Source organism: Nocardia seriolae NBRC 15557 (genome assembly GCF_007990715.1).
Taxonomy (GTDB): Bacteria; Actinomycetota; Actinomycetes; order Mycobacteriales; family Mycobacteriaceae; genus Nocardia; species Nocardia seriolae.
The window spans coordinates 13,541-38,958 of record NZ_BJWY01000069.1 but is presented as its reverse complement, the minus strand read 5'-3'; the positions used below and the strand labels follow the sequence as shown (position 1 = coordinate 38,958).

Sequence of the window (25,418 nt, the reverse complement as noted above, 5' to 3'; positions counted from 1 at the left end):
GGACACTAGTTCGCGCGCGGGTCCACAGCGCACCGAGCCACAGCGTGGGCGGCGAGCCGAGGAGCCACAGCAGCGGCAGGGCGATGGCCCACGCCACCACGATGACCGACAGCGCCGGAATGATGGCGACACGCGCATCGCGACCCGCCACGCGTACGAGATCCGGATCGCTGCGCCGATATTCGACATTGATGCGTTCGCCGACGGTCAGTTTGGTCGGATACAGCACGCCCGTTTTCGGGTTGTGCGTCTCGCCGTCGGGCGTGACGAAGATGACCGCCGAGCGCAGCGTGCCCGCCGAGAGCACTTCGGCGCTGGTCACGCCCTTGTCGGAGTTGATCAGGTGGTCGTCGCGCCAGGCCGCCAGCACCAGCAGCACGGCCAGGAAGCTGAACGTGGCCGCGGTGATCACGACCCCGATCCGAGCCCGCCGCAACCGAACCGCCCTGTGCTGTTCAGCGCTATGAGACTGGCTAGTTTCCGACACTTCAGCAGGCTATTCCATCCCTGGGCTACGGTCTTCGCCATGTCCCGAAAATTCAGCTTCACCGTGCAGTACAGCGTCCCGGTCGAAGATCTTCACCGGGCACTCACCAATGACGAGATGTGGCAGGCCCGCTTCGAAGGAGCGTCCACCGCCACGCTGGAGCTCACCCACCCGGACGGCCCCGGCACCATTCAGATCCATATGACCGAAAAGGCGCCCGAAGACCAGATTCCCGGCATCGTCCAGAAGGTGCTCAAGAGCGAGCTCATGCTCGAGCGCACCGACTCCTGGGGCCCGCTGTCCGACGGCGTCGCCAAGGGCGGCTGCTCCGGCCGCTCCGGCGGCATCACCACCGAGATGGCGGGCGCGTTCGAATTGCGGCCCACCGCCGAGGGTTCCGAGATCGAGGCCACCGGCACCGTCGACGTGAAGGTCCCGCTGGTGGGCGGGGCCATCGAACCGCTGGTCGAGAACCTGCTCAAGAAGGTCATGAACAGCGAGCGCAAGTCCGTCGAATCCTGGTTCGCCGCGCAGAACGCCTGATCCCGGAAAACCGTGGATGCGGGGGTGGTCCCGCATCCACGGGCCGGATCGGGGGGGGGATTACTCCGGCCCGAACTGCGCCGTGGCCGGATCGAACTCACGGGGTTCGATCAGCACCAGCCAGTTGCCGGAGTTGTCGCGGATGATGGCCTCCACGCCGTAGGGGCGCTCGGCCGGGGGCTGCACGAACTCCACGCCCTTGGCGGTGAGTTCCTCGAAGGTCTTCTGGCAGTTGTCGGTTCGCAGGCCCAGTGCACCGTGCGTGCCATTGGCCATGGAGCGCCGGATGGCCTCGGCGAGCGTGTCGTCCAGCGGGGGACCCGGGATCATCAGCGTGACCTCCAGCTCCGGGTGATTCGGGTGGGCCACCGTCACCCACTGGAACCCGTTGTCGCCCATGGTCACATCGCTGTGTTCCACGAAGCCCAGCTTGTCGATGTACCACTCCTTCGCCGCCGACTGGTCGGTTACGTACACGGTCACGAGCGAGACATTGGTGATGGTCGTCATGTCTTCCAGGCTATGGACAGCAGGTCCGCGCGGGCTTCTCCGAAATTGCGCGATTCCCGGGAATAGCTGAGTTCACACAGTCGGAACCTCGGTGAGCCTGCTGTAACCGCTGTGCAATAGTTCGGTAAGCCGGGATCAACAATTGCTGACCACTCTCGAAAGCGGAAAACAGCTCGCGACGAGCCCGAACGAGGAGTGCCGGTGGTTCAGGTAGAAACCCCGACGGCCAACGCGGTCGCCGCGTCCAAGGAGACGCTGGAGGATTACACGCTGCGGTTCGCGCCCCGCAGCTACCGGAAATGGAGCCCGGCCGTGGTCGGCGTCTCGGCCCTGGGCGGCATCGCCTACCTGGCCGACTTCTCCATCGGCGCGAACATCGGCATCGCCAACGGCACGGGTAACGCACTGCTGGGCATCGGCATCTTCGCCATCGTCGTCATGCTCACCGGCTTCCCGCTGGCTTACTACGCGGCGCGCTACAACATCGACCTGGATCTGATCACCCGCGGCAGCGGCTTCGGCTACTACGGGTCGGTGGTGACGAACATCGTGTTCGCCTCGTTCACCTTCATCTTCTTCGCCCTCGAGGGCTCGATCATGGCGCAGGGCCTGAAACTCGGCCTGCACGTGCCGCTCCCGATCGGCTATCTGGTGTCCACGGTGATGATCTTCCCGCTGGTCATCTACGGCATGAACACCCTGGCCAAACTCCAGGTGTGGACCACCCCGCTGTGGCTGATCCTGATGGTCGCGCCCTTCGCCTTCCTGCTGGTGCGCCACCCGGATTCGGTCGGCACGTTCCTGTCCTACGGTGGCCAGGACGGCAGAGGCGTGAGCCTGTCGGGCGCGCTGCTGGCCGCCGGTGTCTGCCTCTCGCTCATCGCCCAGATCGCCGAGCCGATCGACTACCTGCGCTTCATGCCGCCCCGGACCCCCGAGAACGCCCGCAAGTGGTGGGGCTGGATGCTGCTGGCCGGACCCGGCTGGGTGCTCTTCGGCGCGGTCAAGCAGGTCGTCGGCCTGTTCCTGGCGGTCTACCTGATCGCGAACCTGCCCGGCGCGCAGAACATCGCCAACCAGCCCGTGCACCAGTTCCTCGAGATCTACCGCGACATGATGCCGTCCTGGCTGGCCATGACCCTGGCCGTCGCCCTGGTCGTCATCAGCCAGATCAAAATCAATGTGACCAACGCGTATTCGGGCTCGCTGGCCTGGACCAACTCCTTCACCCGCGTCACCAAGACCTACCCGGGTCGCATCGTGTTCCTCGGTCTGAACCTGGCCATCGCGCTGATCCTGATGGAAGCCAATATGTTCGACTTCCTCAACAACATCCTCGGCTTCTACGCCAACTGCGGCATCGCCTGGATCGTCACCGTCGCAACAGATATCGTGATCAACAAGTACGTGCTGAAGATCTCGCCCAGGGAGCCGGAGTTCCGGCGCGGCATGCTCTACGACTTCAACCCGGTCGGCCTGGTCGGCTTCGGACTGTCGGCGGTGCTGTCCATCGCGACCTTCTTCGGGCTCTTCGGCGAGACCCTGAAGCCGTACTCGCCCATTGTGGCCGTGGTGGTCTCGTTCGTCGCCACGCCTTTGACCGCCATTCTCACCAAGGGCAAGTACTACCTGCGCCGCGACCACGACGGCATCGAGCTGGACATGTTCGACGAGCATGGCAACCCGTCGGGGGAGACGCTGACCTGTGTGGTCACCGGCATGGAGTTCGAACGTCCGGACATGATCGCCTCGGCGGTCCCGGGACCCGAGGGCGAGATTCAGTACATCAGCTCGCTGGCGCTGTCGACCGACAAGACCGGCATCCACGTACTGCCGTCGAAATAGCCACTAGGTCAGCGGTTTCCGATCCGAGAGACCGTGCATGAAGACGTAGCAACCTGGAATATGGGGTGCGCCCTCGGCCGCGAACTTCGCTTGATACTCCGAGGGCGACATCCCGACCAGTTCGGTGAACTTGCTGCTGAACGACCCGAGGCTGCTGTAACCGACCAGCATGCACGCCTCGGTCACCGTCACATTGGTGGCCCGCAACAGATCCTGCGCCCGCTCAATCCGCCGCTCGGCGAGGTACACCGCGGGCGTCTTGCCGTAGGTGGCCGCGAAACAGCGGAGGAAGTGGTACTTCGACACCCCCGCGGCCGCCGCCAGCGCATCCAGATCCAGGGGCTCCGCGTAATTCCGGTCGGCCAGATCCCGTGCTCGCCGCAGATGCGGCAGCAGAGCCTCGGGAACCGGCCGACTCGTCATGTGAAGGGCCGAATCTTGTCGAATCGCAGCGAGGCCCGCCCCGATGCTCGCCACAGCCGGGCGGTCAGGTCCACGTCCTCATCGGTGACCAGGTTGCCCATCACCCGGACCGCGGTGCGCTGCAACAGCTTCGACCGCATCATCGGCGGCCCGCCCAGCGGCACCGTGCGCGGATGCGTGGCCAGCCCGGCGATCCGCCGGGCCACCGAATAGGTGCGGCCGTAGCGCTCCCGCAGCATTTCCGGCCAGATGTGGGTCAGATCGGGATGATCCAGAATCCCGGCGAGCATGTGCCCGCCCTCCAGGCCGTAGTCGATGCCCTCGCCATTGAGCGGATTCACGCATCCGGCGGCGTCGCCGATCAGCGCCCAGTTGCGCCCGGCCAGATTCGACACCGCGCCGCCCATGGGCAGCAGCGCCGAGGCCACCGCCCGCGCCTCGCCTTCGAAACCCCATTCCGCGCGCCGCTGCGAAACGTAATGCTGCAGCAGCGGTTTCAACGCGATATGCGACGGCCGCTTTTCGGTGGCCAGTGAACCGACGCCGATATTCACCTCGCCATTGCCGAGCGGGAAGACCCAGCCGTAGCCGGGAATCAATTCCCCGGCGGCGTCCCGCAATTCCATATGCGAGGTGATCCACTCGTCATCGCTGCGCGCGGATTTGATGTACGCCCGCGCCGCCGTCCCGTACGCGTACTGCCGATGCCAGGTGCGGCCCAGCATCTTTCCGACGGGGGAGCGCACCCCGTCCGCCACGATCAGCGTCTTGCACGACACCGCGCGCAGCCCGCCGTCGGTCTTGACGGTCACTCCGGTGACCCGGTCGCCCTCGCGGGCCACCTCCACCACCTTGGCCCCGTCCACCATGCGCGCACCCGACTTCACCGCGGTCTCGCGCAGCTTGTCGTCGAGTTCGGTTCGCGGAACGGCACTTCCGTAGGCCGGGAAGGACCCGTCGGGCCAGGGCAGCAGCGCCTCCCGCCCGAACCCGGCCATCCGCAGCCCCCGATTGACCGTGTGCGCCCGCACCCAGTCACCCAGCCCGAGATGCTCGAGCTCGGCGGTGGCGCGCGGCGTCAGTCCGTCACCGCAGGTCTTGTCGCGCGGGAACACCGCCGAATCGGTCAGCAGCACATCGCGACCCGCCCGCGCCGCCCACGCGGCCGCCGCGGACCCGGCGGGACCCGCCCCGACCACCAGGACATCGGCGTGCGAAGGCAATACGTCCGATGATTTCCCCTGCTCGGACGCGACTTCCGGTGAACCCATGCGGTCAATACTCGCAGCACATCACCGGGCGTGCATATTTGCCCTCTGTCACACCGTGTCCGGTCGGTATTCGAATGGCGAGTGTTTGTTCCGTCCCACTACGGTGGTGTGCATAGGGGGTGATCGGTCCACACGCTAGGTTCTTTGGCGTGGGGTCGGACGCGGCACTGGGAGATGAAATGAGCGCATCAGCTGTGAGCGATGAGAGCACCGTGGTCGCGGGGGTGGATCTGGGTGATCCCGAGCTCGCCGCAACTGTGCGTAAGGGCCTGATCGAGGTCGAGGACCTGCTCATCACCGAGCTGTCCGACGGCGAGGAGTTCCTGCAGGAGGCGGCGCTGCACCTGGCCAAGGCCGGCGGCAAGCGGTTCCGTCCGCTGTTCACCATCCTCACCGGCCAGCTCGGCCCCGACCCGACCAGCCCCGACCTGGTCACCGCGGGCACCGTCGTGGAACTCGTGCACCTGGCGACCCTCTACCACGACGACGTCATGGACGAGGCGTCCATGCGCCGCGGCGCACCCAGCGTGAACTCGCGCTGGGGCAACAGCGTCGCCATCCTCGCCGGCGACTACCTGTTCGCGCACGCCTCCCGCCTGGTCTCCACCCTCGGCCCCGACGCGGTCCGCATCATCGCCGAGACCTTCGCCGAACTGGTCACCGGCCAGATGCGAGAGACCATCGGCGCCCGGCAGTCCCAGGACCCGGTCGAGCACTACCTGCGCGTGGTGTGGGAGAAGACCGGCTCGCTGATCGCCGCCGCGGGCCGCTTCGGCGGCACCTTCTCCGGCGCGAGCACCGACCACGTCGAACGCCTGGCCCGCCTCGGCGACGCCGTCGGCACCGCCTTCCAGATCGCCGACGACATCATCGACATCTCCTCGGTCTCCGAGCAGTCCGGCAAGACCCCCGGCACCGACCTGCGCGAGGGCGTGCACACCCTGCCCGTCCTCTACGCCCTGCGCGACGAGGGCGCCGAGGGCGACCGCCTGCGCAAACTCCTCGCGCACCCGCTGCAGACCGACGCCGAGGTCGACGAGGCCCTCTACCTGCTGTCCCGCTCCCGCGGCCTGGTGCTGGCCAAGGAGAAGCTGCACGGCTACGCCGACATCGCCCACGCCGAACTCTCCGCCCTGCCCGGCGGCCCCGCCAACGAGGCCCTCGAACAGCTCGTCCGCTACACCATCGAACGCGTCGGCTGACCGATAACCGGGAACTTCACTCCGCGGTTCTATCGTTGACCTCGTGTAACTCAGCGATGAGGGGGCGTCGGAAGGAGACCGTATGCATGGGCACGGTTATGCGAATGGGTTGAAGACGTTCGGGCTTCTGGTCGGGATGTCGGCGCTGATCGTGTTCGCCGGGGCGATGTTCCGCAATCCCACGATTCTGGTCTTCTCGATCCTGCTGGCCGTGGGTATGAATGCCTACGCGTATTTCAACAGCGACAAGCTGGCTTTGAAGGCGATGCACGCGCAGCCGGTGACCGAGCTGGAAGCCCCCGCGATGTATCGCATCGTGCGTGAATTGGCCACGGCCGCAAGGCAACCCATGCCGCGCCTGTACATCAGCCCCACCAACGCGCCCAATGCCTTTGCCACCGGCCGCAATCCGCGCAATGCCGCGGTCTGCTGCACCACCGGCATCCTGCAGATCCTCGACGAGCGCGAACTGCGGGCAGTGCTCGGCCACGAGCTCTCGCACGTCTACAACCGCGACATCCTGATCTCCTCGGTCGCGGGCGCGCTCGCCTCGGTGATCTCCGGGCTGGCGCAGATGGCCTTCTTCGCGGGCATCTTCGGCGGCAATCGCGACGGCGAGGGCCCGAATGTGATTGGCATCCTGCTGGTTTCGCTGCTCGGCCCGATCGCGGCCTCGCTCATCAAACTGGCGGTCTCGCGCTCCCGCGAGTACCAGGCCGACCAGGACGGCGCGGAACTCACCGGCGATCCCCTGGCGCTGGCCTCGGCCCTGCGCAAGCTGGAACGCGGCACCCAGGCCGCCCCGCTGCCCCCCGAGCCGCAGCTGACGGCTCAATCCCACCTGATGATCGCCAACCCCTTCCGCAACGGCGAGGCGATGGCGCGCTGGTTCTCCACCCACCCCCCGATGGCGGACCGTATCGCCCGCCTCGAGGAGATGGCCGGTGGAAACCGCAACTACGAGCGGTAGTTCACGAACTGCAGGGCGATATCGAAATCGCCGCCCCTGAGCAGCGCGATGACGGCCTGGAGGTCGTCGCGGTTCTTGGAGCTGACCCGCAGCTCTTCGCCCTGAATCTGCGCCTTGACGCTCTTGGGGCCCTCGTCGCGGATCTTCTTCGCGATCTTCTTGGCGTTCTCGGTGGTGATGCCCTGCACCAGCTCGCCTGTGATCTTGTACACCTTCCCTGAGGCCTGCGGATCACCGGCATCGAACGCCTTGAGCGAGATGTCGCGGCGAATCAGCTTCTCCTTGAACACATCCAGCGCCGCCTTCACCCGGTCCTCGGACTCCGCGCTGAGAATGATCTTCTCCTCGCCGGACCATTCGATGCTCGCGCCGGTGCCGCGGAAGTCGTAGCGCTGGCTCAGCTCCTTGGCGGCCTGGTTGAGCGCGTTGTCCACCTCCTGGCGATCGATCTTGCTCACCACATCGAACGACGAATCGGCCACGCTTGTGCTCCTTGTCCGAGATCGGAAAATTGGGGGTTCGCACGCCGACGCTAGTACCTGCGGCGTGGCGATATCCAGCCGGTTTGCATTGCGGGAGGGGGTTGGATGTATTCTCGTTACCGCGCCGCGAGGCGTAACCCAGGCAGATTGCCCGAGCGGCCAATGGGAGCGGACTGTAAATCCGTCGGCTATGCCTACGTAGGTTCGAATCCTACATCTGCCACCCGAGAACCCCGTGGATGAGAATCCGCGGGGTTCTTTGTATTTGGGTCTGTCTCGCCCGGGGTATTCGGGCCTGTCCCGCCTGGGCGGCTCCGGTCCGCCACTACCCCTCCGGCGCATCTCAAAACATGCTCTGAACACCGGATTTGGAAGTGCGGCGGTGCAGTGTGTAATCTCGTTCAAGTCGTCAGCGCCCCGGCCTGGTCCGGAGCAAGACAGACACGCCCCCTTAGCTCAGTCGGCAGAGCGTTTCCATGGTAAGGAAAAGGTCAACGGTTCGATTCCGTTAGGGGGCTCGCCGGATTGCCGGTGGTGACCGACTCGGCTTCTCCTTGCAGGACCGGGACCTTCCCGCCGTCAAGTACCGACACCAGATGGCGGTGTAGCTCAGTCGGTAGAGCAAACGACTCATAATCGTTGTGTCGCCGGTTCAAGTCCGGCCATCGCTACATACTGATATTCCAATCAGGCTGACCGGAAAGAAGGCAAATCGTGGCCGCGAAGTCCACTGATATCCGGCCAAAGATCACCTTGGCCTGCGAGCAGTGCAAGCACCGCAACTACATCACCAAGAAGAACCGGCGTAACGACCCGGACCGCCTCGAGCTGAAGAAGTTCTGCCCGAACTGCGGTACCCACCGGGCGCACCGCGAGTCTCGCTAACTTAACCCCGCGCGTTCTACCGCGTGGAAACAGTGCCGGATCGGCCAGCCACATCGTCTCTTAGAAAGGGACATTGGCTCCGGTCCGGCACTTGGTGTATATAGCGGTGGTTCAGCGCTCTCGCCCGATCCTGATGAAGGATCAGATAGGGACTTCCTGCCGTGACGATCAACACCGAGATCACCGAGGCCGATATGGTCGAATCCGCCGAGACCTTCGACCCCGCCGCGCATGCCGCCGCCATGGTCGGCCATCACTACCGCGTCGAGGACTACTACGAGGTCGGCCGCGAGAAGGTGCGTGAATACGCCCGCGCCGTGCAGGACTACCACCCGGTGCACTGGGACGAGGATGTCGCCCGCGCCCACGGCCACGACGCCCTGGTGGCCCCGCTCACCTTCATCTCCCTGGTCGGAATCCTGGCCCAGCGCAAGCTCTTCGAGCAGATCGTCACCGGCTACGACCTGAGCCAGATCATGCAGACCGACCAGATCCTGGAATTCCACCGGCCCATCAAGGCCGGGGACCAGCTGTCCTGCATCGTCTACCTGCACTCGTTCCGGCAGGCCTTCGGCGGTGACATCATCGTCACCCGCAACGACGTGGTCGCCCAGAACGACGAGCTGGTGCTCACCACCTACACCACCCTGATCGGCCGCAGCGGCGGTGACATCGATCCCAATATCGGTGACGCCGTGCGCAATGTGCTCATGCACGGGGTCGGCCCGGACGCCGCCGACGCCGACAAGCCGGTCGCGATCGACTCGCCCGAGCAGGCCGTCACGGTCTTCCCGACCGGCAGCGTGGTCGCCGGCGCCCGCACCCGCCGCTTCGAGGACATCGCCGCCGGGGACGAATTGCCCGCGCGCACGGTGCAGCTGACCCGTGGCGATCTGGTGAACTACGCCGGCGTCTCCGGCGATGCCAACCCGATCCACTGGAGCGACGATGTCGTGAAGCTGGTCGGCCTGGAAAACGTTGTGGCGCACGGCATGCTGACCATGGGCCTGGGCGGCGGCTTCGTCACCTCCTGGCTCGGCGACCCGGGTGCGGTCAAGGAGTACAACGTGCGCTTCACCAGCCCCGTGTACGTCCCGATCGATCGCCCGGCGGAGATCGAGTACACCGGCAAGGTGAAGTCGGTGGATCCCGAGACCCGCACCGCGGTCATCGCCATCGTGGCAAAGTCGGAGGGCCGCAAGATCTTCGGCCGCGCCACCGCGACCGTCCAGCTGGGCTGACCCCCGTCCCACCGGGCTGCCCGGCGCGCCCTTCGCGCGCGGGTAAGCCCTGGTCGGACCGCCACGCCGCGGACCGCCCCAGACACCCCGATTGGCGATCGCCTCGCGCGGTGACGTACACTCGGGAATCTGGGGTCACCAGCCGATGCGCGCTGCTCCGAGGAGCGGCGCGTATGTTGTGTGAAAACCCGTGTACAACTGAATAAGAACAGTGGCTGGACCAAACCCCGTCCAGACGAAGGGGCGTAGCTCAACTGGCAGAGCAGCGGTCTCCAAAACCGCAGGTTGCAGGTTCAAGTCCTGTCGCCCCTGCCCTGGATGCCGACGTAGAGAGGATCGACGTGAGCGAGCGAGCCATTGGCACAGCGCGCGTCGCGCACGCCCGCGACGAGCGAAGCGAGGAGTGGGCGTGAGCGACGAGCGGGATATTCGCCACGAAGATGGCGATGAGACCGCCGCGGTAGCTCGGCCGAGCGGCAAGCGGTCCGCCCGGCGCGCACGTGCCGCGTCGTCCAGCGCCGTCGCGACGATCGAACGACCGTCGGACTCGGCCAAGGCAACCACCAAGAAGTCCGGCAAAGACAAAAAAGCCGGGCGCGGCGGTATGGGCAATCCGTTCGTACGCCTGCTGACCTTCCTCAAGCAGGTCGTGGCGGAGCTCCGCAAGGTCATCTGGCCCAACCGCAAGCAGATGGTCACCTATACGAGCGTTGTCCTGGTGTTCGTGATCTTCGTGATCGCGTACATCAGCGGGTTGGATCTGGCGTTCATCAAGGGTGTCAACTGGCTCTTCGGCTAGGCGGCACGATGACCGCGTCTGACCGTCGCGGCCGGTGACCGGCCCCCGTGCAGAGGCGGGGAGCGGACCATCCGCCGGGCGTATTGCCCCGGCGCGCAGAGGATTACGTGACGACTAAGGAAGCGAGTGCCCCAGTGAGCACCCCGGAGAACGGCACAACCGAGGAATTCCCGGTGGATGACGTGGTGATCGACGAGACCACCGCGGACGTCGAGGACGTCGAAGACACTGAGGGCTTCGCCGACGAGTTCGCGGCCGGTGCCGACGAGTTCGCGGCCGACGCCGAAGAGGACGAACCCGCGCAGCCCGTCGCGCAGATCACCGACGAGCCCGCCGACCCGGTGGCCGAGATGACCGCGGCCCTGCGTCGCGCCCCCGGCGACTGGTACGTCGTGCACTCCTACGCCGGCTACGAGAACAAGGTGAAGACCAATCTCGAGACCCGCGTGCAGAACCTCGGTCTCGAGGAGTACATCTTCCAGGTCGAGGTGCCGACCGAAGAGGTCACCGAGATCAAGAACGGCCAGAAGAAGAACGTCAACCGCAAGGTGCTGCCGGGCTACATCCTGGTCCGCATGGAGCTGAACGACGAGTCCTGGGGCGCGGTGCGCAACACCCCCGGTGTCACCGGTTTCGTCGGCGCCACCTCGCGGCCGTCTCCGCTGACCATCCCGGAGGTCGTGAAGTTCCTGGTCCCGGCCGCGCAGCAGAAGAAGGCCGCCCCGGCGACCGCCGCCGCTGCCGCCGCGGCCCCGGGCGAGACCTCCATCGTGAAGCCGGTCATCGAGGTCGACTTCGAGGTCGGCGAGTCGGTCACCGTCATGGACGGCCCGTTCGCCACCCTCCCGGCCAGCATCTCCGAGGTCAATGCCGAGCAGCAGAAGCTCAAGGTGCTGGTCTCGATCTTCGGCCGCGAGACTCCGGTCGAGCTGGCGTTCACGCAGGTCGCCAAGATCTAGTCGCGCGAAGGCGGTGGCACCGGATTTCACCCGGTGTCACCGCCTTTTTCGCGTTCACGTAGACTTGCCGGGTTGTGCCTAGGGCTGGGAAGAAGTTGACATTGCCCGAGGCGCACATCCCGGAAAAGGCTTACGGGTAATCCGTAAGGAACCTAACCAAGGAAGAAAGATGCCCCCGAAGAAGAAGAAGGTCTCTGGGCTTATCACGCTCCAGATCCAGGCCGGTGCCGCTAACCCGGCCCCGCCGGTCGGCCCCGCGCTGGGTCAGCACGGCGTCAACATCATGGAGTTCTGCAAGGCGTACAACGCGGCGACCGAGTCGCAGCGTGGCAACGTCATCCCGGTCGAGATCACGGTCTACGAAGACCGCTCGTTCGACTTCAAGCTGAAGACGCCGCCCGCCGCGCGTCTGCTGCTGAAGGCCGCGGGAATCCAGAAGGGTTCGGCCGAGCCGCACCGCAACAAGGTCGCGCAGATCACCATGGACCAGGTCCGTGAGATCGCCAAGACCAAGCAGGAAGACCTGAACGCCAACGACATCGACGCCGCGGCGAAGATCATCGCTGGTACCGCCCGCTCGATGGGTATCACCATCGCGGAGTAAGAGCCTCCTGTATCGCTGCAAAGGGATGCAGAGCCTCTGGTGGGAGGGACGGCCAGTCCCGCAACCACTTCTGACTACTTAAGGACAGACAATCATGGCAAAACGAAGCAAGGCTTATCTCGAGGCGGCCGCCAAGGTCGACCGCGCCGCGCTGTACTCCCCGCTGAGCGCCGTGCGCCTGGCCAAGGAGACCGCGACCACCAAGACCGACGCGACCGTCGAGGTCGCCGTCCGTCTGGGCGTCGACCCCCGCAAGGCGGACCAGATGGTCCGCGGCACGGTCAACCTGCCGCACGGCACCGGTAAGACCGCCCGCGTCATCGTGTTCGCGGTCGGCGACAAGGCCGCCGAGGCCGAGGCCGCCGGTGCCGACGCCGTGGGCGCCGAGGACCTGATCGAGCGCATCCAGGGCGGCTGGCTGGACTTCGACGCCGCCATCGCCACCCCGGACCAGATGGCCAAGGTCGGTCGTATCGCGCGTGTCCTGGGCCCGCGCGGTCTGATGCCGAACCCCAAGACCGGCACCGTCACCCCCGACGTGACCAAGGCCGTTCAGGACATCAAGGGCGGCAAGATCAACTTCCGCGTCGACAAGCAGGCCAACCTGCACTTCGTGATCGGCAAGGCTTCCTTCGACGAGAAGAAGCTGGCCGAGAACTACGGCGCCGCGCTCGACGAGATCCTGCGTGTCAAGCCCTCCACCGCGAAGGGCCGCTACGTCAAGAAGGTGACGTTCTCCACGAACACCGGACCGGGCATCCCGGTGGATCCGAACCGCACCCGCAACTTCGCCGAGGAAGACTGATTCCTCTGCGCGGTAACGCGTAGCAACGCATGAAGCCCGAAGGGCCGGTATGAATCTCGTACCGGCCCTTCGCTTTGTCTCGACACGCTGATTGACCGGCCGTTCGGTTTTGGTCGTTGAGTCGTGCGCATCCGGAAGTTGGATGAGGGCGTGACGAACCGATATCGCTCGGCGGCGGTGTTTTTCGGTGTGACCCTGGTGGCCGCGATGGCCGTTGGCGGACTCGCACAGGCGGAGGAACCGCGGCGGGTGCCGGTGGGCGGGGGGACGGGATTGGCGTTGCAGTGGGGAGTTCCGGTCGGGTCGGTATCGCTGGTGCACTTCTGCACGCTCACGGCGATCGGATCGGATGCGGAGGGGAATCTGGTGGGGCTCACGAATGCGCACTGCGCCTACGACAGTGCGCGGCAGGGGGCCGGGGACGCGGTCTTCTTGCAGTCGGCGGTCGAGTATGGGCCCGAGCATGATCCGGCGCTCGGGCGGATCGGGACGGTCGACTACATCAGCGGCGGGAATCCGATCGCGCCGGGGCCGCACGGTGTCGGGTTGGATTACGCCGTCATCGTTTTCGACCGTTCGAAGGTGAATCCCGTTGCCACGGTGGGGGATACGACCATCCGCAGCATCTCGCCGCCGCCCGTGGAGGGGACCCCGGTGTGCAAGCAGGGCAAGACCAGTGGCCGGACGTGCGGGAACACGCTCACTTCGATGGGGCCGTATCTGGTCACCACGGTGCCCGAGTTTCCCGGCGATTCCGGCGCGCCGGTGGTCGCGGGGGAGGCGCTGATCGGCAATCAATGGGTGTGGGGCGGCAGTTCCGCCATGACCGCGATCCTCGAGGATCTCGATCGGCGCGGCGGGGTGGGGGCCGGGTTCCACCTCGATTTTGCTGGATAGATGCGTGTCCGCTATATTGGACGACGGTCATCGACCCGTTCGATGATCACCCCAATCGTTCTACCGAAGACCGTTGGTTGCTGCCGCGAGGCAGTCGAAGGTCCGGCGATATTGCCGGCGGCCCACGCAGGGAGAGCCGAGGTAGGGAAACCGCGAGAGATCGCGATCGTTTCTTGTGCGCCCCGGGTTCGCTCTGCGACCGGGGCGTTAGCTTTGTCGCCGGCCCCTGTGGCGGAACTCGGTAGTTCATACGAGAACCGACCATCCAGAGAGGAGGCGAAGTATGGCAAACGCTGAGAAGATCACCGCCGTCGCGGAGATCACCGAGCAGTTCAAGGAGTCGACCGCGACCGTCGTCACGGAATACCGTGGCCTGTCGGTCAGCAAGATCACCGAGCTGCGTCGTGCCCTCGGTGCGAACGCTACCTACTCCGTCGCCAAGAACACCCTGGTCAAGCGTGCCGCCGCTGAGGCGGGCGTGGAAGGCCTGGATGACTTGTTCGTCGGTCCGACCGCCATCACCTTCATCAAGGGTGAGCCGGTCGAAGCCGCGAAGGCGCTGAAGGCGTTCGCCAAGGACAACAAGGCGCTCATCATCAAGGGCGGCTACATGGACGGCGCCGCGCTGTCCGTGTCCGAGGTCGAGCGCATCGCCGACCTGGAGTCGCGCGAGGTGCTGCTGGCCAAGCTGGCCGGCGCCATGAAGGGCAACCTGTCGAAGGCTGCGGGTCTGTTCGCGGCCCCCGGCAACCAGGTCGCTCGCCTGCTCGCCGCTCTGCAGGAGAAGAAGCAGGCCGAGAGCGGCGCTGCCGCTCCGGCCGCCGACGCTGCTGCCGACGCCGAATAAGTCACTACCCCAAACCTATTCGCCGCTGTCGACACAGCGACGAACCTACGAAAGGAAATATCAATGGCCAACGTTGATGAGCTGCTCGAGACCTTCGCCGGCATGACCCTGCTGGAGCTGTCCGAGTTCGTGAAGGCGTTCGAGGACAAGTTCGAGGTCACCGCTGCCGCTCCGGTCGCCGTCGCCGTCGCGGGTGGCGCTGCTGCCCCGGCCGAGGCCGCCGAGGAGCAGGACGAGTTCGACGTCATCCTCGAGGGTGCCGGCGACAAGAAGATCCAGGTCATCAAGGTCGTGCGTGAGATCGTCTCCGGCCTGGGCCTGAAGGAAGCCAAGGACCTGGTCGAGGGCGCCCCGAAGCCGATCCTGGAGAAGGTCGCCAAGGAGGCCGCCGAGGCCGCCAAGGCGAAGCTGGAAGAGGCCGGCGCCAAGATCACCGTCAAGTAAGACGGAGATTGTGCCGGGCTACACCCCGGCGCCTCATCGATTGTGAAAAGGGCGATTCCCATTGTGGGATCGCCCTTTTCGCGTATTCTGCGGTCGTGATTCCGCCGTGATCGAGACTTCGGTATGAAACTTTCTACCGACCAGTCAGGTCCCGGTGTCCGAGACGGTATATATGCGATACAGTGGCCGAACCTACTGTGACGCGCCACACCGCGCGCTTTTTGTGGCCCGGCGTCACATGTAGGGCGCTCGTCGGAGAAAGTGGAGGTTGGCGTGGGCGTCGAGGTCAGGACCGAAGGCATCACGAAGTCATTCGGTTCGCAACGTATTTGGCAGGATGTCACTCTGACGCTGCCCCCGGGGGAAGTCAGCGCGTTGCTCGGCCCGTCCGGTACCGGTAAGTCCGTCTTCCTGAAGGCATTGATCGGTCTGCTGCGCCCCGAGAAGGGCTCGATCTACATCGACGGCACCGACATCACCACCTGCTCCAACAAGGAGCTCTACGAGATCCGCAAGCTGTTCGGCGTCCTCTTCCAGGACGGCGCGCTGTTCGGATCCATGAACCTGTTCGACAACACGGCATTCCCGTTGCGTGAGCACACCAAGAAGAGCGAATCCGAGATCAAGAAGATCGTCATGGAGAAGCTCGAGCTGACCGGTCTGCTGGGCGCGGAGGGGAAGCTGCCCGGTGAGATCTCCGGTGGTATGCGCAAGCGTGCCGGCCTGGCCCGCGCGCTGGTGCTGGACCCGCAGATCATCCTGGTCGACGAGCCCGACTCCGGTCTGGATCCCGTTCGCACCACCTATCTCTCGCAGCTGTTGATCGATATCAACGCGCAGATCGACGCGACGATCCTGATCGTCACGCACAACATCAACCTGGCCCGTTCGGTGCCGGACAACATCGGCATGCTGTTCCGCCGCAACCTGGTCATGTTCGGCCCCCGCGAGGTGCTGCTCACCTCGGAGGAGCCGGTGGTCAAGCAGTTCCTCAACGGCCGCATGCAGGGCCCCATCGGTATGTCCGAGGAGAAGGACGAAGCCCAGATGGCCCGCGAGCAGGCCATGTTCGACTCGGGTCACCACGCCGGTGGCGCGGAGGAGATCGAGGGCATCATCCCGCAGATGCGGGCGCAGCCGGGCATGCCGGTTCGTGGCGCTGTGGCGCGTCGTCGCGAGCGGGTCCGCCAGATCATGCACACGCTGCCGCCGGCCGCCCAGGAAGCCATTCGGGAATCCATGCAGCAGAACGGCGATGATTCCGACACACAGGTAATGCCCGCCTATACAGGCGGGTACGACACCACGGTGCGACAGAACCTGACTAACGGGTAATATACGCGGCGTGAACCCCACCCTGACGCGACTGCGCACCCCGGTCGAGTCGGGACTTGCCCAGGCCGGCAACATATTCGCACTCTTCCTGGATGTGCTCCGGAAGACGTTCCGCCGGCCCTTCCAGTGGCGGGAGTTCATCGAGCAATCGTGGTTCATCGCGAGTGTCTCGATCCTCCCTGCCGCTTTGGTGGCAATCCCGTTCGGCGCGGTGGTGGCCCTGCAGACCGGCTCGCTCATCAAGCAGCTGGGCGCGGAGAACTTCACCGGCGCGACCAGCGTGCTGGCGACCGTCCAGCAAGCCGCCCCGGTCGTGACCGCATTGATCATCGCGGGCGCGGCCGGTTCGGCCGTGGCCGCCGATCTCGGCTCGCGCACCATCCGCGAGGAGATCGACGCCATGGAGGTCCTCGGCATCGATCCCATTCAGCGCCTGGTGGTTCCGCGGGTGCTGGGCATGATGCTGGTGGCGTTCCTGCTGAACGGCCTGGTGTCGGTGGTCGGCATCTGCGGCGGCTACTTCTTCAATGTCGGGCTGCAGGGCGGCACCCCGGGCGCGTACCTCGCGTCCTTCTCCGCCCTCGCGCAGATCCCCGACCTGGTTATCGGCGAGATCAAGGCCCTGATCTTCGGCGTGGTGGCGGGCGTGATCGCCGCCTACAAGGGCCTGCATCCGAAGGGGGGACCGAAAGGAGTGGGTGACGCGGTGAACCAGTCCGTGGTGATCACGTTCCTCGTGCTGTTCTTCCTGAATCTGGTGCTCACCCTGATCTACCTTCAGGTCGTCCCCGCAAAGGGCGCGTGATCATGGTTGTTTCGCAGCGCTCCACCGTCTTCTCCCGGTCGGCGCGCCGGGTCAAACCGGTGCTCGAGGCCCCCGTGAACCTGGTCGACAAGGCCGGGGACCAGATGTCGTTCTACTCCAGGGCGATCGGCGCGATCCCGAAGACGATCGTGCACTTCCGCAGGGAGGTCATGCGGCTGCTGGCCGAGGTGACCTTCGGCTCGGGCGCCCTGGCCGTCATCGGCGGCACCATCGGCGTGATCGTGTTCATGTCGGCGTCGGTGGGTGTGGTCGTCGGACTGCAGGGCTTCAAGGCCCTCGACGCCCTCGGCTCTGGTGTGCTCACCGGCTTCCTGACCGGGTACATCAACACTCGTGAGCTCGCGCCCCTGGTTGCGGCGCTGGCGCTTTCGGCGACGGTCGGCTGTGGCTTCACCGCGCAGCTGGGCGCCATGCGCATCTCCGAGGAGATCGACGCGCTCGAGGTGATGGCGGTGCCGTCGGTGCCGTTCCTGGTGACCACGCGCGCCATCGCGGGCTTCCTCGCGGTGATTCCGCTGTACGTGGTCGGTCTGCTGGGCACCTACCTGGCCTCGCGGATGATCAGCATCTACTTCAACGGGCAGTCGAGTGGCTCCTATGACCACTACTTCTATCTCTTCCTGCCACCGGAGGACGTGCTCTATTCCTTCGTGAAGGTGCTCGTCTGCGCGTTCGTCATCATCCTGGTGCACTGCTACTACGGCTACAACGCCAGCGGCGGCCCCGCAGGCGTGGGCGTGGCCGTGGGCCGCGCCGTGCGCGCCGCGATCGTGCTGATCAACGTGCTGGACTTCTTTCTGTCCCTGGCCATTTGGGGCACGACCACGACGGTGCGGGTGGCCGGATGAGCAACCCCAGGAACGTGGAGCTGTGGCGCTCCACCGAGAAGCTGCGCAAGCGCACCCTCGGCATTCTGTTCTTCGTGGTGGTGGCGCTGTTCCTGTGGACCACCATCGCCGTCTACAACAAGCAGTTCGTGGAGACGGTGCGGGTCAACCTGATCACCGACACCGTCGGAAACGCCTTGACCCGCAACGCGGATGTGAAGGTCCGCGGCGTCACCGTGGGCGAGCTGCGGTCGAGCAAGTACGACGGCAAGAACGTCACCCTGGACCTGGCCATCGATCCGGGCAAGGCCAAGGAGATCCCGGTCAATGTGACCGCGCGCCTGCTACCCAAGACGCTGTTCGGTGAGCGCTACATCGATCTGGTGTGGCCGGAGGCCCCGGAGGGGCACCTCACCGAGGGCGTCACCCTGCACCAGGACACCAGCGGCAACGCCATCGAGGTGAGCCAGCTGCTGGACAACATCCTGCCGCTGCTGAACGCGATTCCGCCGCAGTACCTGTCCTCCACGCTGAGCGCGCTGTCCAACGCGCTGCAGGGGCAGGGCGAGGAGCTGGGCAAGACCATCGACCGGCTCGACACCATCTTCACGCAGGTCAACGGTGAGATGCCCACGCTGCAACAGGATCTGAAGAGCCTGGCCGACGTGGCGACCACCTACGCGGACGCCGCGCCGCAGTTGGTGGACGCGCTGGACAACCTGCGCACCACCAATGCCACCATCGTGGCGAAGCGCTCGCAGATCGACACCCTGATGGCGACGCTCACCCCGAGTGCCTCGACCACCGCGGACTTCCTGCTCGCCAACCGCGACAACATCATCGACGTGGCCGCCGACTCCCGCCCCGCGCTGGAGGCGCTGGCCAAGTACTCGCCCAGCTACAGCTGCGCGCTGGCCGGATTCGCGGAACTCAAGCCGCGCATCGACCAGATCTTCGGCAAGGGCACCGACCTGCCGGGCTCGCGGGTGAGCGTGTCGGTCGTGAACCCCCGCGGCCGCTACGTCCCCAACCAGGACGAGCCGCGCTGGTTCGATTCGCGTGGCCCGCTGTGCGTTCCGATGTACCCGCCGGGCACCGACCCGGGCCAGTACACCAACGGTTCCGCCAATGACGGTTCCTACCAGCCGCCCACCCGCAATCCGGGTGACCAGAACATCGGCCGGATGCCGGAGCCGCAGTACAAGGTGTACGGCCCCTACACGCCGACCACCGCGTACTCGCCGCAGGAGTCGCAGGCCCTGGGCGCGATCTACGGTGCCGCGCACGGTGTCTCGCCCGACGAGGTGCCCAGCTGGATCACCAAGATCGCCGCTCCGGCGTTCCGCGGCAGTGAGGTGAGCGTCAAGTGAAGGATGTGTTGCGCGGCCTCGGGCCGACGCTGACCAAACTGATCGCCTTCATTCTCGTCACGGTCTTCCTGACGGGCGTGCTGGCGCTGACCATCGCCAACTACGGTGGCGGCGGCACCAAGTTCAATGCCCGCTTCACCGATGTGACCTCCCTGAACAAGGGCGACGAGGTGCGCATCGCGGGTGTCCGCGTGGGCAAGGTGACGAATGTGTCCATCGTGGACAAGCGCCTGGCCAATGTGGAATTCGAACTCACCGACCGGGATTGGCTGCCCGCCTCCACCACCGCGACCATCAAGTACCGGAACCTGGTGGGCCAGCGCTACATCGCGCTGGAACAGGGCACCGGACAGCAGGGCCGCAAGCTGAACAATGGCGCGACCATCCCGCTGGAGCGCACCAAGCCCGCGGTCAATCTGACCGAGCTGTTCAACGGCTTCCGGCCGCTGTTCCAGACGCTGACCCCCGACGACGTAAACAAGCTGTCGTCCGAGATCATCCAGGTCTTCCAGGGCGAATCCGGCACCATCCGGGATCTGGTGGCGACCACCGCCTCGCTCACCAACAAGGTGGCCGACAAGGACGCGGTGATCGGTGAGCTGATCAAGAACCTGAATCTGGTGCTGGACAGCATCAATTCGCGCGGCGACCAGCTCGACCAGCTGATCGTGAACACCGAGGCGCTGGTCACCGGGCTGAACGCCGAGCGCGGCACCATCGGCTCGGCAGTCACCTCGCTGGGCAATCTGGCCTCGGCCACCGCGGACCTGCTGGTCCCGGTGCGGCCGAACCTGCAGGGCGCCATCGCGGGCCTGAACCAGCTGACCTCGACCCTGAATCAGCGAAAGGACGAGGTCGACGAGGGCCTGACCAACCTGCCGATCAAGATGGAGAAGCTCGGTCGCGCAGCCTCTTACGGCTCGTGGTTCCAGTTCTATCTGTGCGGCATCGACATCGTCGTGGGCCCGGGCACCAAGGACGCGCCGCAGCTGAACATCCCGCCCGCACTGCAGAACATGCCGACCGTGAACCAGCCGATCTACACGAATCCGGCCCCGCGCTGCCACGGGAAGGGAGGCCGCTGATGGACGACCGCGTCGTATTGGGCAAGCGCAGTCCGGTTTTCATGGGCGGCATCGGCCTGCTCATGGTGCTGCTGGTGACCATGTCCGCGTTCAACCTGGACAAGCTGCCGCTGCTGAGCGCCGGCACCAAGTACACCGCCGAGTTCTCCGAGGCCGCGGGCCTGAAGAAGGGCAACGAGGTGCGCATCGCCGGCGTGAAGGTCGGCGCGGTGTCCGATGTCCGGCTCGACGGCGACAAGGTGCTGGTCGACTTCCACACCCAGGACGCCTGGGTCGGCAACGAGACCAGCGCGTCGATCCAGATCAAGACGCTGCTCGGGCAGAAGTACCTGGCGCTGGATCCCAAGGGCACCAAGGTGCTCGATCCCTCGGACCGGATTCCGCTCTCGCGCACCGTGTCCCCCTACGACGTGGTGGACGCCTTCAGCGACGCCGCCAAGAACATCGAGGACACCAATACCGCGCAGCTGGCGCAGAGTTTCCAGGTGCTCTCGGACGCGTTCTCGGCGACCCCGCCGGAACGGCGCGGCTCCATCGACGGCGTGGCCCGGCTCTCGGAATCGCTGGCCAAGCGCGACGATCAGCTCAAGAAGCTGTTCGCCGCCACCAAGACCACCTCCCAGGTGCTCGCGGACCGCAATCAGGAATTCGAGCGGCTCATCGCCAACGGCGGTGAACTGCTGGCCGAGCTGAACGTGCGCCAGCAGGCCATCCACCAGCTGCTCACCGGTGCGAAAACCGTTGCGGCCGAACTGAGCGCGCTGGTCAAGGACAACGAGGAGCAGATCGGCCCCGCGCTGACCAACCTCAACAAGACCATCGACCTGTTGAATGATCACCAGGCCGACATCTCCAAGACCCTCACCCTGGCCGCGCCCTTCTACGGGCTCTACGCCAATGTGCTGGGCACCGGCCGCTGGTTCGACGCGGTCATCACCAACCTGATTCCGCCGGCGTTGCCGGATGTTCCGGGCAATCGCGATCCGATCCGAAAGTTGGGAGGTTAGACCGTGGCGAAGAATCCGCTCACCGCCCTGAAGGGCACCAGCACCAAGTCCAAGCTGATCGCCGCGGCGGCCGCCCTCGCGGTCGTGGTCGCGGGCGTCACCTGGTGGGGTCTGGACAAGCTCAACACCACCACGATCACCGCCTACTTCGACAAGTCCATCGGCATCTACGAGGGTTCCGACGTCCGGGTCCTGGGTGTGCCGGTGGGACGCGTGGATTCGGTGACGCCGCAGGGTGAGGTCGTCAAGGTCGTCATGAAGGTCGACCGCAAGTACGACATCCCCGCCGACGCCAAGGCCGCGCAGATCACGCCGTCGGTGGTGTCGGACCGCTACATCCAGCTCGCGCCGGTCTACAAGGGCGGGCCCAAGATGGGGCGCGACGCCACCATCCCCAAGGACCGCACCGCGACCCCCGTCGAGGTGGACCGGCTCTACAAGTCCATCACCGAGCTCTCGAATGCCCTGGGCCCCAACGGCGCCAACAAGGACGGCGCGCTGAACCAGCTGGTGCGCACCTCCGCCGACAACCTCTCCGGCAACGGTGAGGCGCTGGGCAACAGCTTCACCCAGCTGTCCAAGGCCGCGCGTGCGCTCTCCGATTCGCGCACCGACATCTTCGACACGGTCAAGAACCTGCAGACCTTCGTGCAGACCCTGGCCGACAACGACACGCAGGTGCGGACCTTCAACAGCCAGCTGGCCTCGCTGGCCGGGTTCCTGTCCGACGAGCGCCAGACGCTCGGCGACGCGCTCAGCCTGCTCTCGGTCGCGCTCGGCGACGTGGCCCGGTTCATCGACGACAACCGGGACCTGGTGCAGTCCAACGCCGATGCGCTGACCAAGCTCACCCAGACCCTCGCCGACCAGCGCGACGATCTGGCCAAGGCGCTGCCGCTCATCCCGACCGCGCTCAGCAACCTGATCAACGTGCACAACGGTGAGACCGGCACGCTCGACATGCGCCCCAACTTCACCGACCTGCAGGACCCCTTCGGCGTCATCTGCAAGATGCTCGACCTGGGCAAGCTGCGGCCCGGCGACCCCAAGTTCGACGCCATCTCCCGTCAGCTGCAACCGATCCTGAGCAACTGCAAGGCGATCACCGATCAGCTCACCGCGGGCGTGAAGACGCCGACGCTGATGCTGCCCTTCGGCATCCTCAGCGGCGAGAACGAACAGCACAACACGGTGCCCGGCACCGTGCCCGGCAACCCGTCCGATCAGCAGGCTCCGTCGCAGCAGGAAGGCGGACAGCGATGAGCGCCAACCGGATTCGCGGCGGCCGGGTGAAACGGGCCGCGCTGCTGGCCACCTCGCTCGGCGCGGTCACCGCGGTGGCCGCGGGCTGCGGCGCGGACAGCATTCCGCTGCCCGGCGGCCCGAACATCGGCAAGCACCCGATGTCCATCGACATCCGCTTCGGCGATGTGCTGGACCTGGTCCCGCAGTCCTCGGTGAAGGTCGAGGGCGTGGCCGTGGGCCGGGTCGACAAGATCAGCATCGCACCCGACAACGCCTGGGAAGCCAGCGTGCAGGTGCTGTTCAACGATGACGTGAAGCTGCCGCACAATGCGCACGCCGAGGTCAAGCAGACCAACCTGCTGGGTGAGAAGTACATCGAACTGTCCGCCCCCAAGGACGCCGACTCCGCGCCGCTGAAGAGCGGTGACAAGATCCCGCGCGAGAACACCCAGACCGCCACCGAGGTGGAGCAGGTGCTCGGCGCGCTCTCGCTGCTGCTCAACGGCGGCGGCGTGGCGCAGCTGCAACCGATCGTGGTGGAGCTCAACAAGACTCTGGACGGCCGCGAGGGCAAGGTCCGGGACTTGCTGGATCAGGCCAACATCCTGATCAAGGGTCTCGACGACCAGGTCGGCAATATCACCCGCGCGTTGGACAGCCTCGACACGCTGACCAGCCGGGTGAGCCAGCAGACCACCCAGATCTCCAAGATCCTCGACGAGCTGCCCGCCGGCATCAAGATCCTCAATGAGCAACGGCCGCAGCTGATTCAGATGCTGCAGCAGCTGGATCGGGTGGGGCAGGCCGGATTCGACGTGCTCAACCACTCCAAGGACAACCTGATCACCGATCTGTCCTCGCTGCGACCCACGCTGCAGGCGCTGGGCGATTCGGCGGGTGACCTGGTGACCGCGTTCCCGCTCATCCCGACCTACCCGTTCCCGGACGAGGCGATAAAGTCCGCGTTCGGCGGCCAGGTCAACACCTGGCTCTCGGTCGACCTGCAGATCGGCACCCTGCTGTCGAACCTCGGTGTGGGCAAACAGGATCCGGTCTACCTGCCGCCCACCGGCCGTCAGGTGAACGTGGACCCGACCAACCCGTACTACAACGGCAACGGGCCGCGCGGCGGCTGGCCGACCGTCTCGCTGCTGCCGCTGCCGCCCACCGTGGCGCGGCCGACCGGGCAGGCGGGACCGACCGATCCGCTGGGATCGATCCTCGAGCAGCTGGGAGTGGGTGGTCCGCGATGACTCGTCTGGTGCGTAATCAGCTGATCGCCTTCGCGATCATCGCCGTCCTCGGCGTCGTGTTCGTGGGCGCGAAATACGTGCACCTGGACCAGATGATGGGCTTCGGGCTGTACCAGGTGAAGATCAAGGCCAAGGAGACCGGCAACCTGTCCAAGGGCGCGGAGGTCACCTACCGCGGCGTGCCCGTGGGCCGGGTCGGCAACCTCGACGTCACCCCCGACGGCGTGCTGATCACCCTGGACATGAGCTCCAGCAAGCCCAAGGTCCCCGCCAATGCCAAGGCCGTGATCGCCAACCGGTCCGCCATCGGTGAGCAGTACGTGGACCTGCTGCCCACCAGCGACACCTCGCCGTACCTGCACGACGGCTCGGTCATCGACGGCGCGGCGGTGCCCGTCCACGTGGAGGACCTGCTCACCAGCGTCGACCACTTCGCGAGCAGCACCGACCTGAAGGCGTTGTCCACCACCATCACCGAGCTGGGCAAGGCCTTCGACGGGCGGCGTGACGACCTCAAGATCCTGGTCGACTCGCTGAACAAGTTCACCGCCACCGGCATCGACAACCTGCCGCAGACCCTGGCGCTGATCCGCTCCGCGCGCACCGTGCTGGGCACCCAGGCCGAGCAGTCGCCCGCGATCCTGCAGTTCAGCGACGGCCTCGACAAGCTCACCGCGCAGCTCAAGTCCAATGACCCGGACATCCGCCGGCTCATCGGCACCGGCACCGATGCGGCCTCCTCGATCCAGCGCCTGCTGACCGAGAGCGGCCCGGCCCTCACCAAGGACCTGACCAACCTGCGCGTGCTGCTGCTGGCCATTTCGCCGAAGTTCTACGCCCTCGGCCCGGTGCTGCAGATGCTGCCGCTGCTGCCGCTCGGTGGCTCCTCCACCGCGCCCGGCGACGGCACCACCCACTTCGGCCTGGTGCTCGAGACCAACAACCCGCCCGCCTGCACGGTGGGATACGAAGGCACGCAACGGATTCTGGACCAGATGAAGGCCCAGAACCCCAACTTCGACGACACCCGCGACGACTTCCCGTTCAATACGCAGGCCGGTTGCACCGTCCCGCAGGGCAGTGAGACCGCGGTCCGCGGCGGAGCGCGCGCCGACCTGGCCGACCCCAGCGTTCCACAGCCCTGGGACGACAAGCCCAAGTACGACCCGGAGAAGCTCAACCTGAACCCGGTCGCGACCCAGCTGGCGACCCTCATGGGCGTCACACCCAAGCGGTGAGAGAGGAAAGTATGGTGG

Annotated in this window: 27 protein-coding genes and 4 tRNA genes; 26 read left to right on the top strand and 5 right to left on the bottom strand. The window is 65.9% G+C overall.

Going from position 1 to position 25,418, the window contains the following annotated elements:
• The coding region (locus tag NS2_RS20890; protein WP_373867323.1) for a DUF3592 domain-containing protein at positions 1–487 on the bottom strand (487 nt) is incomplete at its 3' end.
• A 39-nt stretch (positions 488–526) separates the two neighbouring features.
• On the opposite strand from NS2_RS20890, the gene NS2_RS20885 reads away from it, so the two are divergent.
• Positions 527–1,030 carry a DUF2505 domain-containing protein gene (locus NS2_RS20885; protein ID WP_033088687.1) on the top strand — a complete coding sequence of 168 codons (504 nt, stop codon included), beginning with the start codon at positions 527–529 and terminating at the stop codon, positions 1,028–1,030.
• A gap of 60 nt (positions 1,031–1,090) precedes the next feature.
• Here the strand turns inward: NS2_RS20885 and NS2_RS20880 are convergent, their stop codons facing one another.
• A complete protein-coding gene (locus NS2_RS20880) occupies positions 1,091–1,540 on the bottom strand; it encodes a VOC family protein (protein ID WP_033088688.1) in 450 nt (149 codons plus the stop codon).
• Between the two features lie 195 nt (positions 1,541–1,735).
• On the opposite strand from NS2_RS20880, the gene NS2_RS20875 reads away from it, so the two are divergent.
• Positions 1,736–3,385, top strand: coding sequence for a purine-cytosine permease family protein (locus NS2_RS20875; RefSeq protein WP_033088689.1), 1,650 nt, complete (start codon positions 1,736–1,738; stop codon positions 3,383–3,385).
• Between the two features lie 3 nt (positions 3,386–3,388).
• On the opposite strand, the gene NS2_RS20870 is transcribed toward NS2_RS20875, so the two are convergent.
• Together NS2_RS20870 and NS2_RS20865 are read right to left on the bottom strand one after the other, a co-directional pair.
• The gene (locus tag NS2_RS20870; RefSeq protein WP_033088690.1) at positions 3,389–3,808 is read right to left on the bottom strand and encodes a helix-turn-helix transcriptional regulator; all 420 of its coding nucleotides are present in this window, start codon (positions 3,806–3,808) and stop codon (positions 3,389–3,391) included.
• Positions 3,805–5,079 carry a geranylgeranyl reductase family protein gene (locus NS2_RS20865; RefSeq protein WP_033088691.1) on the bottom strand — a complete coding sequence of 425 codons (1,275 nt, stop codon included), beginning with the start codon at positions 5,077–5,079 and terminating at the stop codon, positions 3,805–3,807. Before NS2_RS20865 ends, NS2_RS20870 begins: the two co-directional genes overlap by 4 nt.
• A gap of 179 nt (positions 5,080–5,258) precedes the next feature.
• On the opposite strand from NS2_RS20865, the gene NS2_RS20860 reads away from it, so the two are divergent.
• On the top strand, positions 5,259–6,281 hold the full coding sequence (locus NS2_RS20860; RefSeq protein ID WP_033088712.1) for a polyprenyl synthetase family protein: 1,023 nt from the start codon (positions 5,259–5,261) through the stop codon (positions 6,279–6,281).
• A gap of 82 nt (positions 6,282–6,363) precedes the next feature.
• Positions 6,364–7,251, top strand: coding sequence for a zinc metalloprotease HtpX (htpX, locus tag NS2_RS20855; RefSeq protein WP_033088692.1), 888 nt, complete (start codon positions 6,364–6,366; stop codon positions 7,249–7,251).
• On the opposite strand, the gene NS2_RS20850 is transcribed toward htpX, so the two are convergent.
• Positions 7,239–7,733, bottom strand: coding sequence for a YajQ family cyclic di-GMP-binding protein (locus NS2_RS20850; RefSeq protein ID WP_033088693.1), 495 nt, complete (start codon positions 7,731–7,733; stop codon positions 7,239–7,241). The genes htpX and NS2_RS20850 overlap by 13 nt on opposite strands.
• A gap of 141 nt (positions 7,734–7,874) precedes the next feature.
• Between NS2_RS20850 and NS2_RS20845 the strand changes: the two genes are divergently transcribed.
• The 22 genes from NS2_RS20845 to NS2_RS20740 all read left to right on the top strand — a co-directional run bounded on the left by NS2_RS20845 (position 7,875) and on the right by NS2_RS20740 (position 25,400).
• Positions 7,875–7,956 (top strand) — tRNA-Tyr (locus NS2_RS20845).
• Between the two features lie 222 nt (positions 7,957–8,178).
• Positions 8,179–8,251, top strand: a tRNA-Thr gene (locus NS2_RS20840).
• 80 nt (positions 8,252–8,331) lie between these two features.
• A tRNA-Met gene (locus NS2_RS20835) sits at positions 8,332–8,404 on the top strand.
• Positions 8,405–8,447: 43 nt separating this feature from the next.
• Entirely contained in the window at positions 8,448–8,618 is a 171-nt protein-coding gene (gene rpmG, locus NS2_RS20830) for a 50S ribosomal protein L33 (protein ID WP_029925945.1), read from the top strand.
• A gap of 194 nt (positions 8,619–8,812) precedes the next feature.
• Positions 8,813–9,859, top strand: a complete 1,047-nt coding sequence (locus NS2_RS20825; RefSeq protein ID WP_033088713.1) for a fused (3R)-hydroxyacyl-ACP dehydratase subunits HadA/HadB — start codon at positions 8,813–8,815, stop codon at positions 9,857–9,859.
• Positions 9,860–10,098: 239 nt separating this feature from the next.
• Positions 10,099–10,171, top strand: a tRNA-Trp gene (locus tag NS2_RS20820).
• Between the two features lie 97 nt (positions 10,172–10,268).
• Complete coding sequence (secE, locus tag NS2_RS20815; RefSeq protein WP_033088714.1) at positions 10,269–10,658, top strand: preprotein translocase subunit SecE; 390 nt, start codon at positions 10,269–10,271, stop codon at positions 10,656–10,658.
• Positions 10,659–10,792: 134 nt separating this feature from the next.
• Entirely contained in the window at positions 10,793–11,617 is an 825-nt protein-coding gene (nusG, locus tag NS2_RS20810; RefSeq protein WP_033088694.1) for a transcription termination/antitermination protein NusG, read from the top strand.
• Positions 11,618–11,786: 169 nt separating this feature from the next.
• Entirely contained in the window at positions 11,787–12,221 is a 435-nt protein-coding gene (gene rplK / locus NS2_RS20805; protein ID WP_033088695.1) for a 50S ribosomal protein L11, read from the top strand.
• A 94-nt stretch (positions 12,222–12,315) separates the two neighbouring features.
• A complete protein-coding gene (rplA, locus tag NS2_RS20800; protein ID WP_033088696.1) occupies positions 12,316–13,026 on the top strand; it encodes a 50S ribosomal protein L1 in 711 nt (236 codons plus the stop codon).
• A 150-nt stretch (positions 13,027–13,176) separates the two neighbouring features.
• Positions 13,177–13,923: a chymotrypsin family serine protease gene (locus tag NS2_RS20795; RefSeq protein WP_145961777.1), complete on the top strand. Its 747-nt coding sequence runs from the start codon at positions 13,177–13,179 to the stop codon at positions 13,921–13,923.
• A 283-nt stretch (positions 13,924–14,206) separates the two neighbouring features.
• A complete protein-coding gene (gene rplJ / locus NS2_RS20790) occupies positions 14,207–14,770 on the top strand; it encodes a 50S ribosomal protein L10 (RefSeq protein ID WP_033088697.1) in 564 nt (187 codons plus the stop codon).
• A gap of 63 nt (positions 14,771–14,833) precedes the next feature.
• The gene (gene rplL, locus NS2_RS20785; protein WP_033088698.1) at positions 14,834–15,214 is read left to right on the top strand and encodes a 50S ribosomal protein L7/L12; all 381 of its coding nucleotides are present in this window, start codon (positions 14,834–14,836) and stop codon (positions 15,212–15,214) included.
• 273 nt (positions 15,215–15,487) lie between these two features.
• A complete protein-coding gene (locus NS2_RS20780; RefSeq protein WP_033088699.1) occupies positions 15,488–16,549 on the top strand; it encodes an ABC transporter ATP-binding protein in 1,062 nt (353 codons plus the stop codon).
• A gap of 10 nt (positions 16,550–16,559) precedes the next feature.
• On the top strand, positions 16,560–17,354 hold the full coding sequence (locus tag NS2_RS20775; protein ID WP_033088700.1) for an MlaE family ABC transporter permease: 795 nt from the start codon (positions 16,560–16,562) through the stop codon (positions 17,352–17,354).
• Between the two features lie 2 nt (positions 17,355–17,356).
• Positions 17,357–18,223, top strand: coding sequence for an MlaE family ABC transporter permease (locus tag NS2_RS20770; protein ID WP_045438148.1), 867 nt, complete (start codon positions 17,357–17,359; stop codon positions 18,221–18,223).
• The gene (locus NS2_RS20765; protein ID WP_033088717.1) at positions 18,220–19,572 is read left to right on the top strand and encodes an MCE family protein; all 1,353 of its coding nucleotides are present in this window, start codon (positions 18,220–18,222) and stop codon (positions 19,570–19,572) included. The genes NS2_RS20770 and NS2_RS20765 overlap by 4 nt, the downstream gene beginning before the upstream one ends.
• An 8-nt stretch (positions 19,573–19,580) precedes the next feature.
• A complete protein-coding gene (locus NS2_RS20760) occupies positions 19,581–20,657 on the top strand; it encodes an MCE family protein (protein ID WP_033088718.1) in 1,077 nt (358 codons plus the stop codon).
• Positions 20,657–21,664: an MCE family protein gene (locus tag NS2_RS20755; RefSeq protein ID WP_147207257.1), complete on the top strand. Its 1,008-nt coding sequence runs from the start codon at positions 20,657–20,659 to the stop codon at positions 21,662–21,664. Before NS2_RS20760 ends, NS2_RS20755 begins: the two co-directional genes overlap by 1 nt.
• Before the next feature lie 3 nt (positions 21,665–21,667).
• On the top strand, positions 21,668–22,927 hold the full coding sequence (locus NS2_RS20750) for an MCE family protein (protein WP_172416804.1): 1,260 nt from the start codon (positions 21,668–21,670) through the stop codon (positions 22,925–22,927).
• Positions 22,924–24,162: an MCE family protein gene (locus tag NS2_RS20745; protein WP_052086607.1), complete on the top strand. Its 1,239-nt coding sequence runs from the start codon at positions 22,924–22,926 to the stop codon at positions 24,160–24,162. The genes NS2_RS20750 and NS2_RS20745 overlap by 4 nt, the downstream gene beginning before the upstream one ends.
• The gene (locus NS2_RS20740) at positions 24,159–25,400 is read left to right on the top strand and encodes an MCE family protein (protein ID WP_033088702.1); all 1,242 of its coding nucleotides are present in this window, start codon (positions 24,159–24,161) and stop codon (positions 25,398–25,400) included. The genes NS2_RS20745 and NS2_RS20740 overlap by 4 nt, the downstream gene beginning before the upstream one ends.
• Positions 25,401–25,418: the final 18 nt, after the last annotated feature.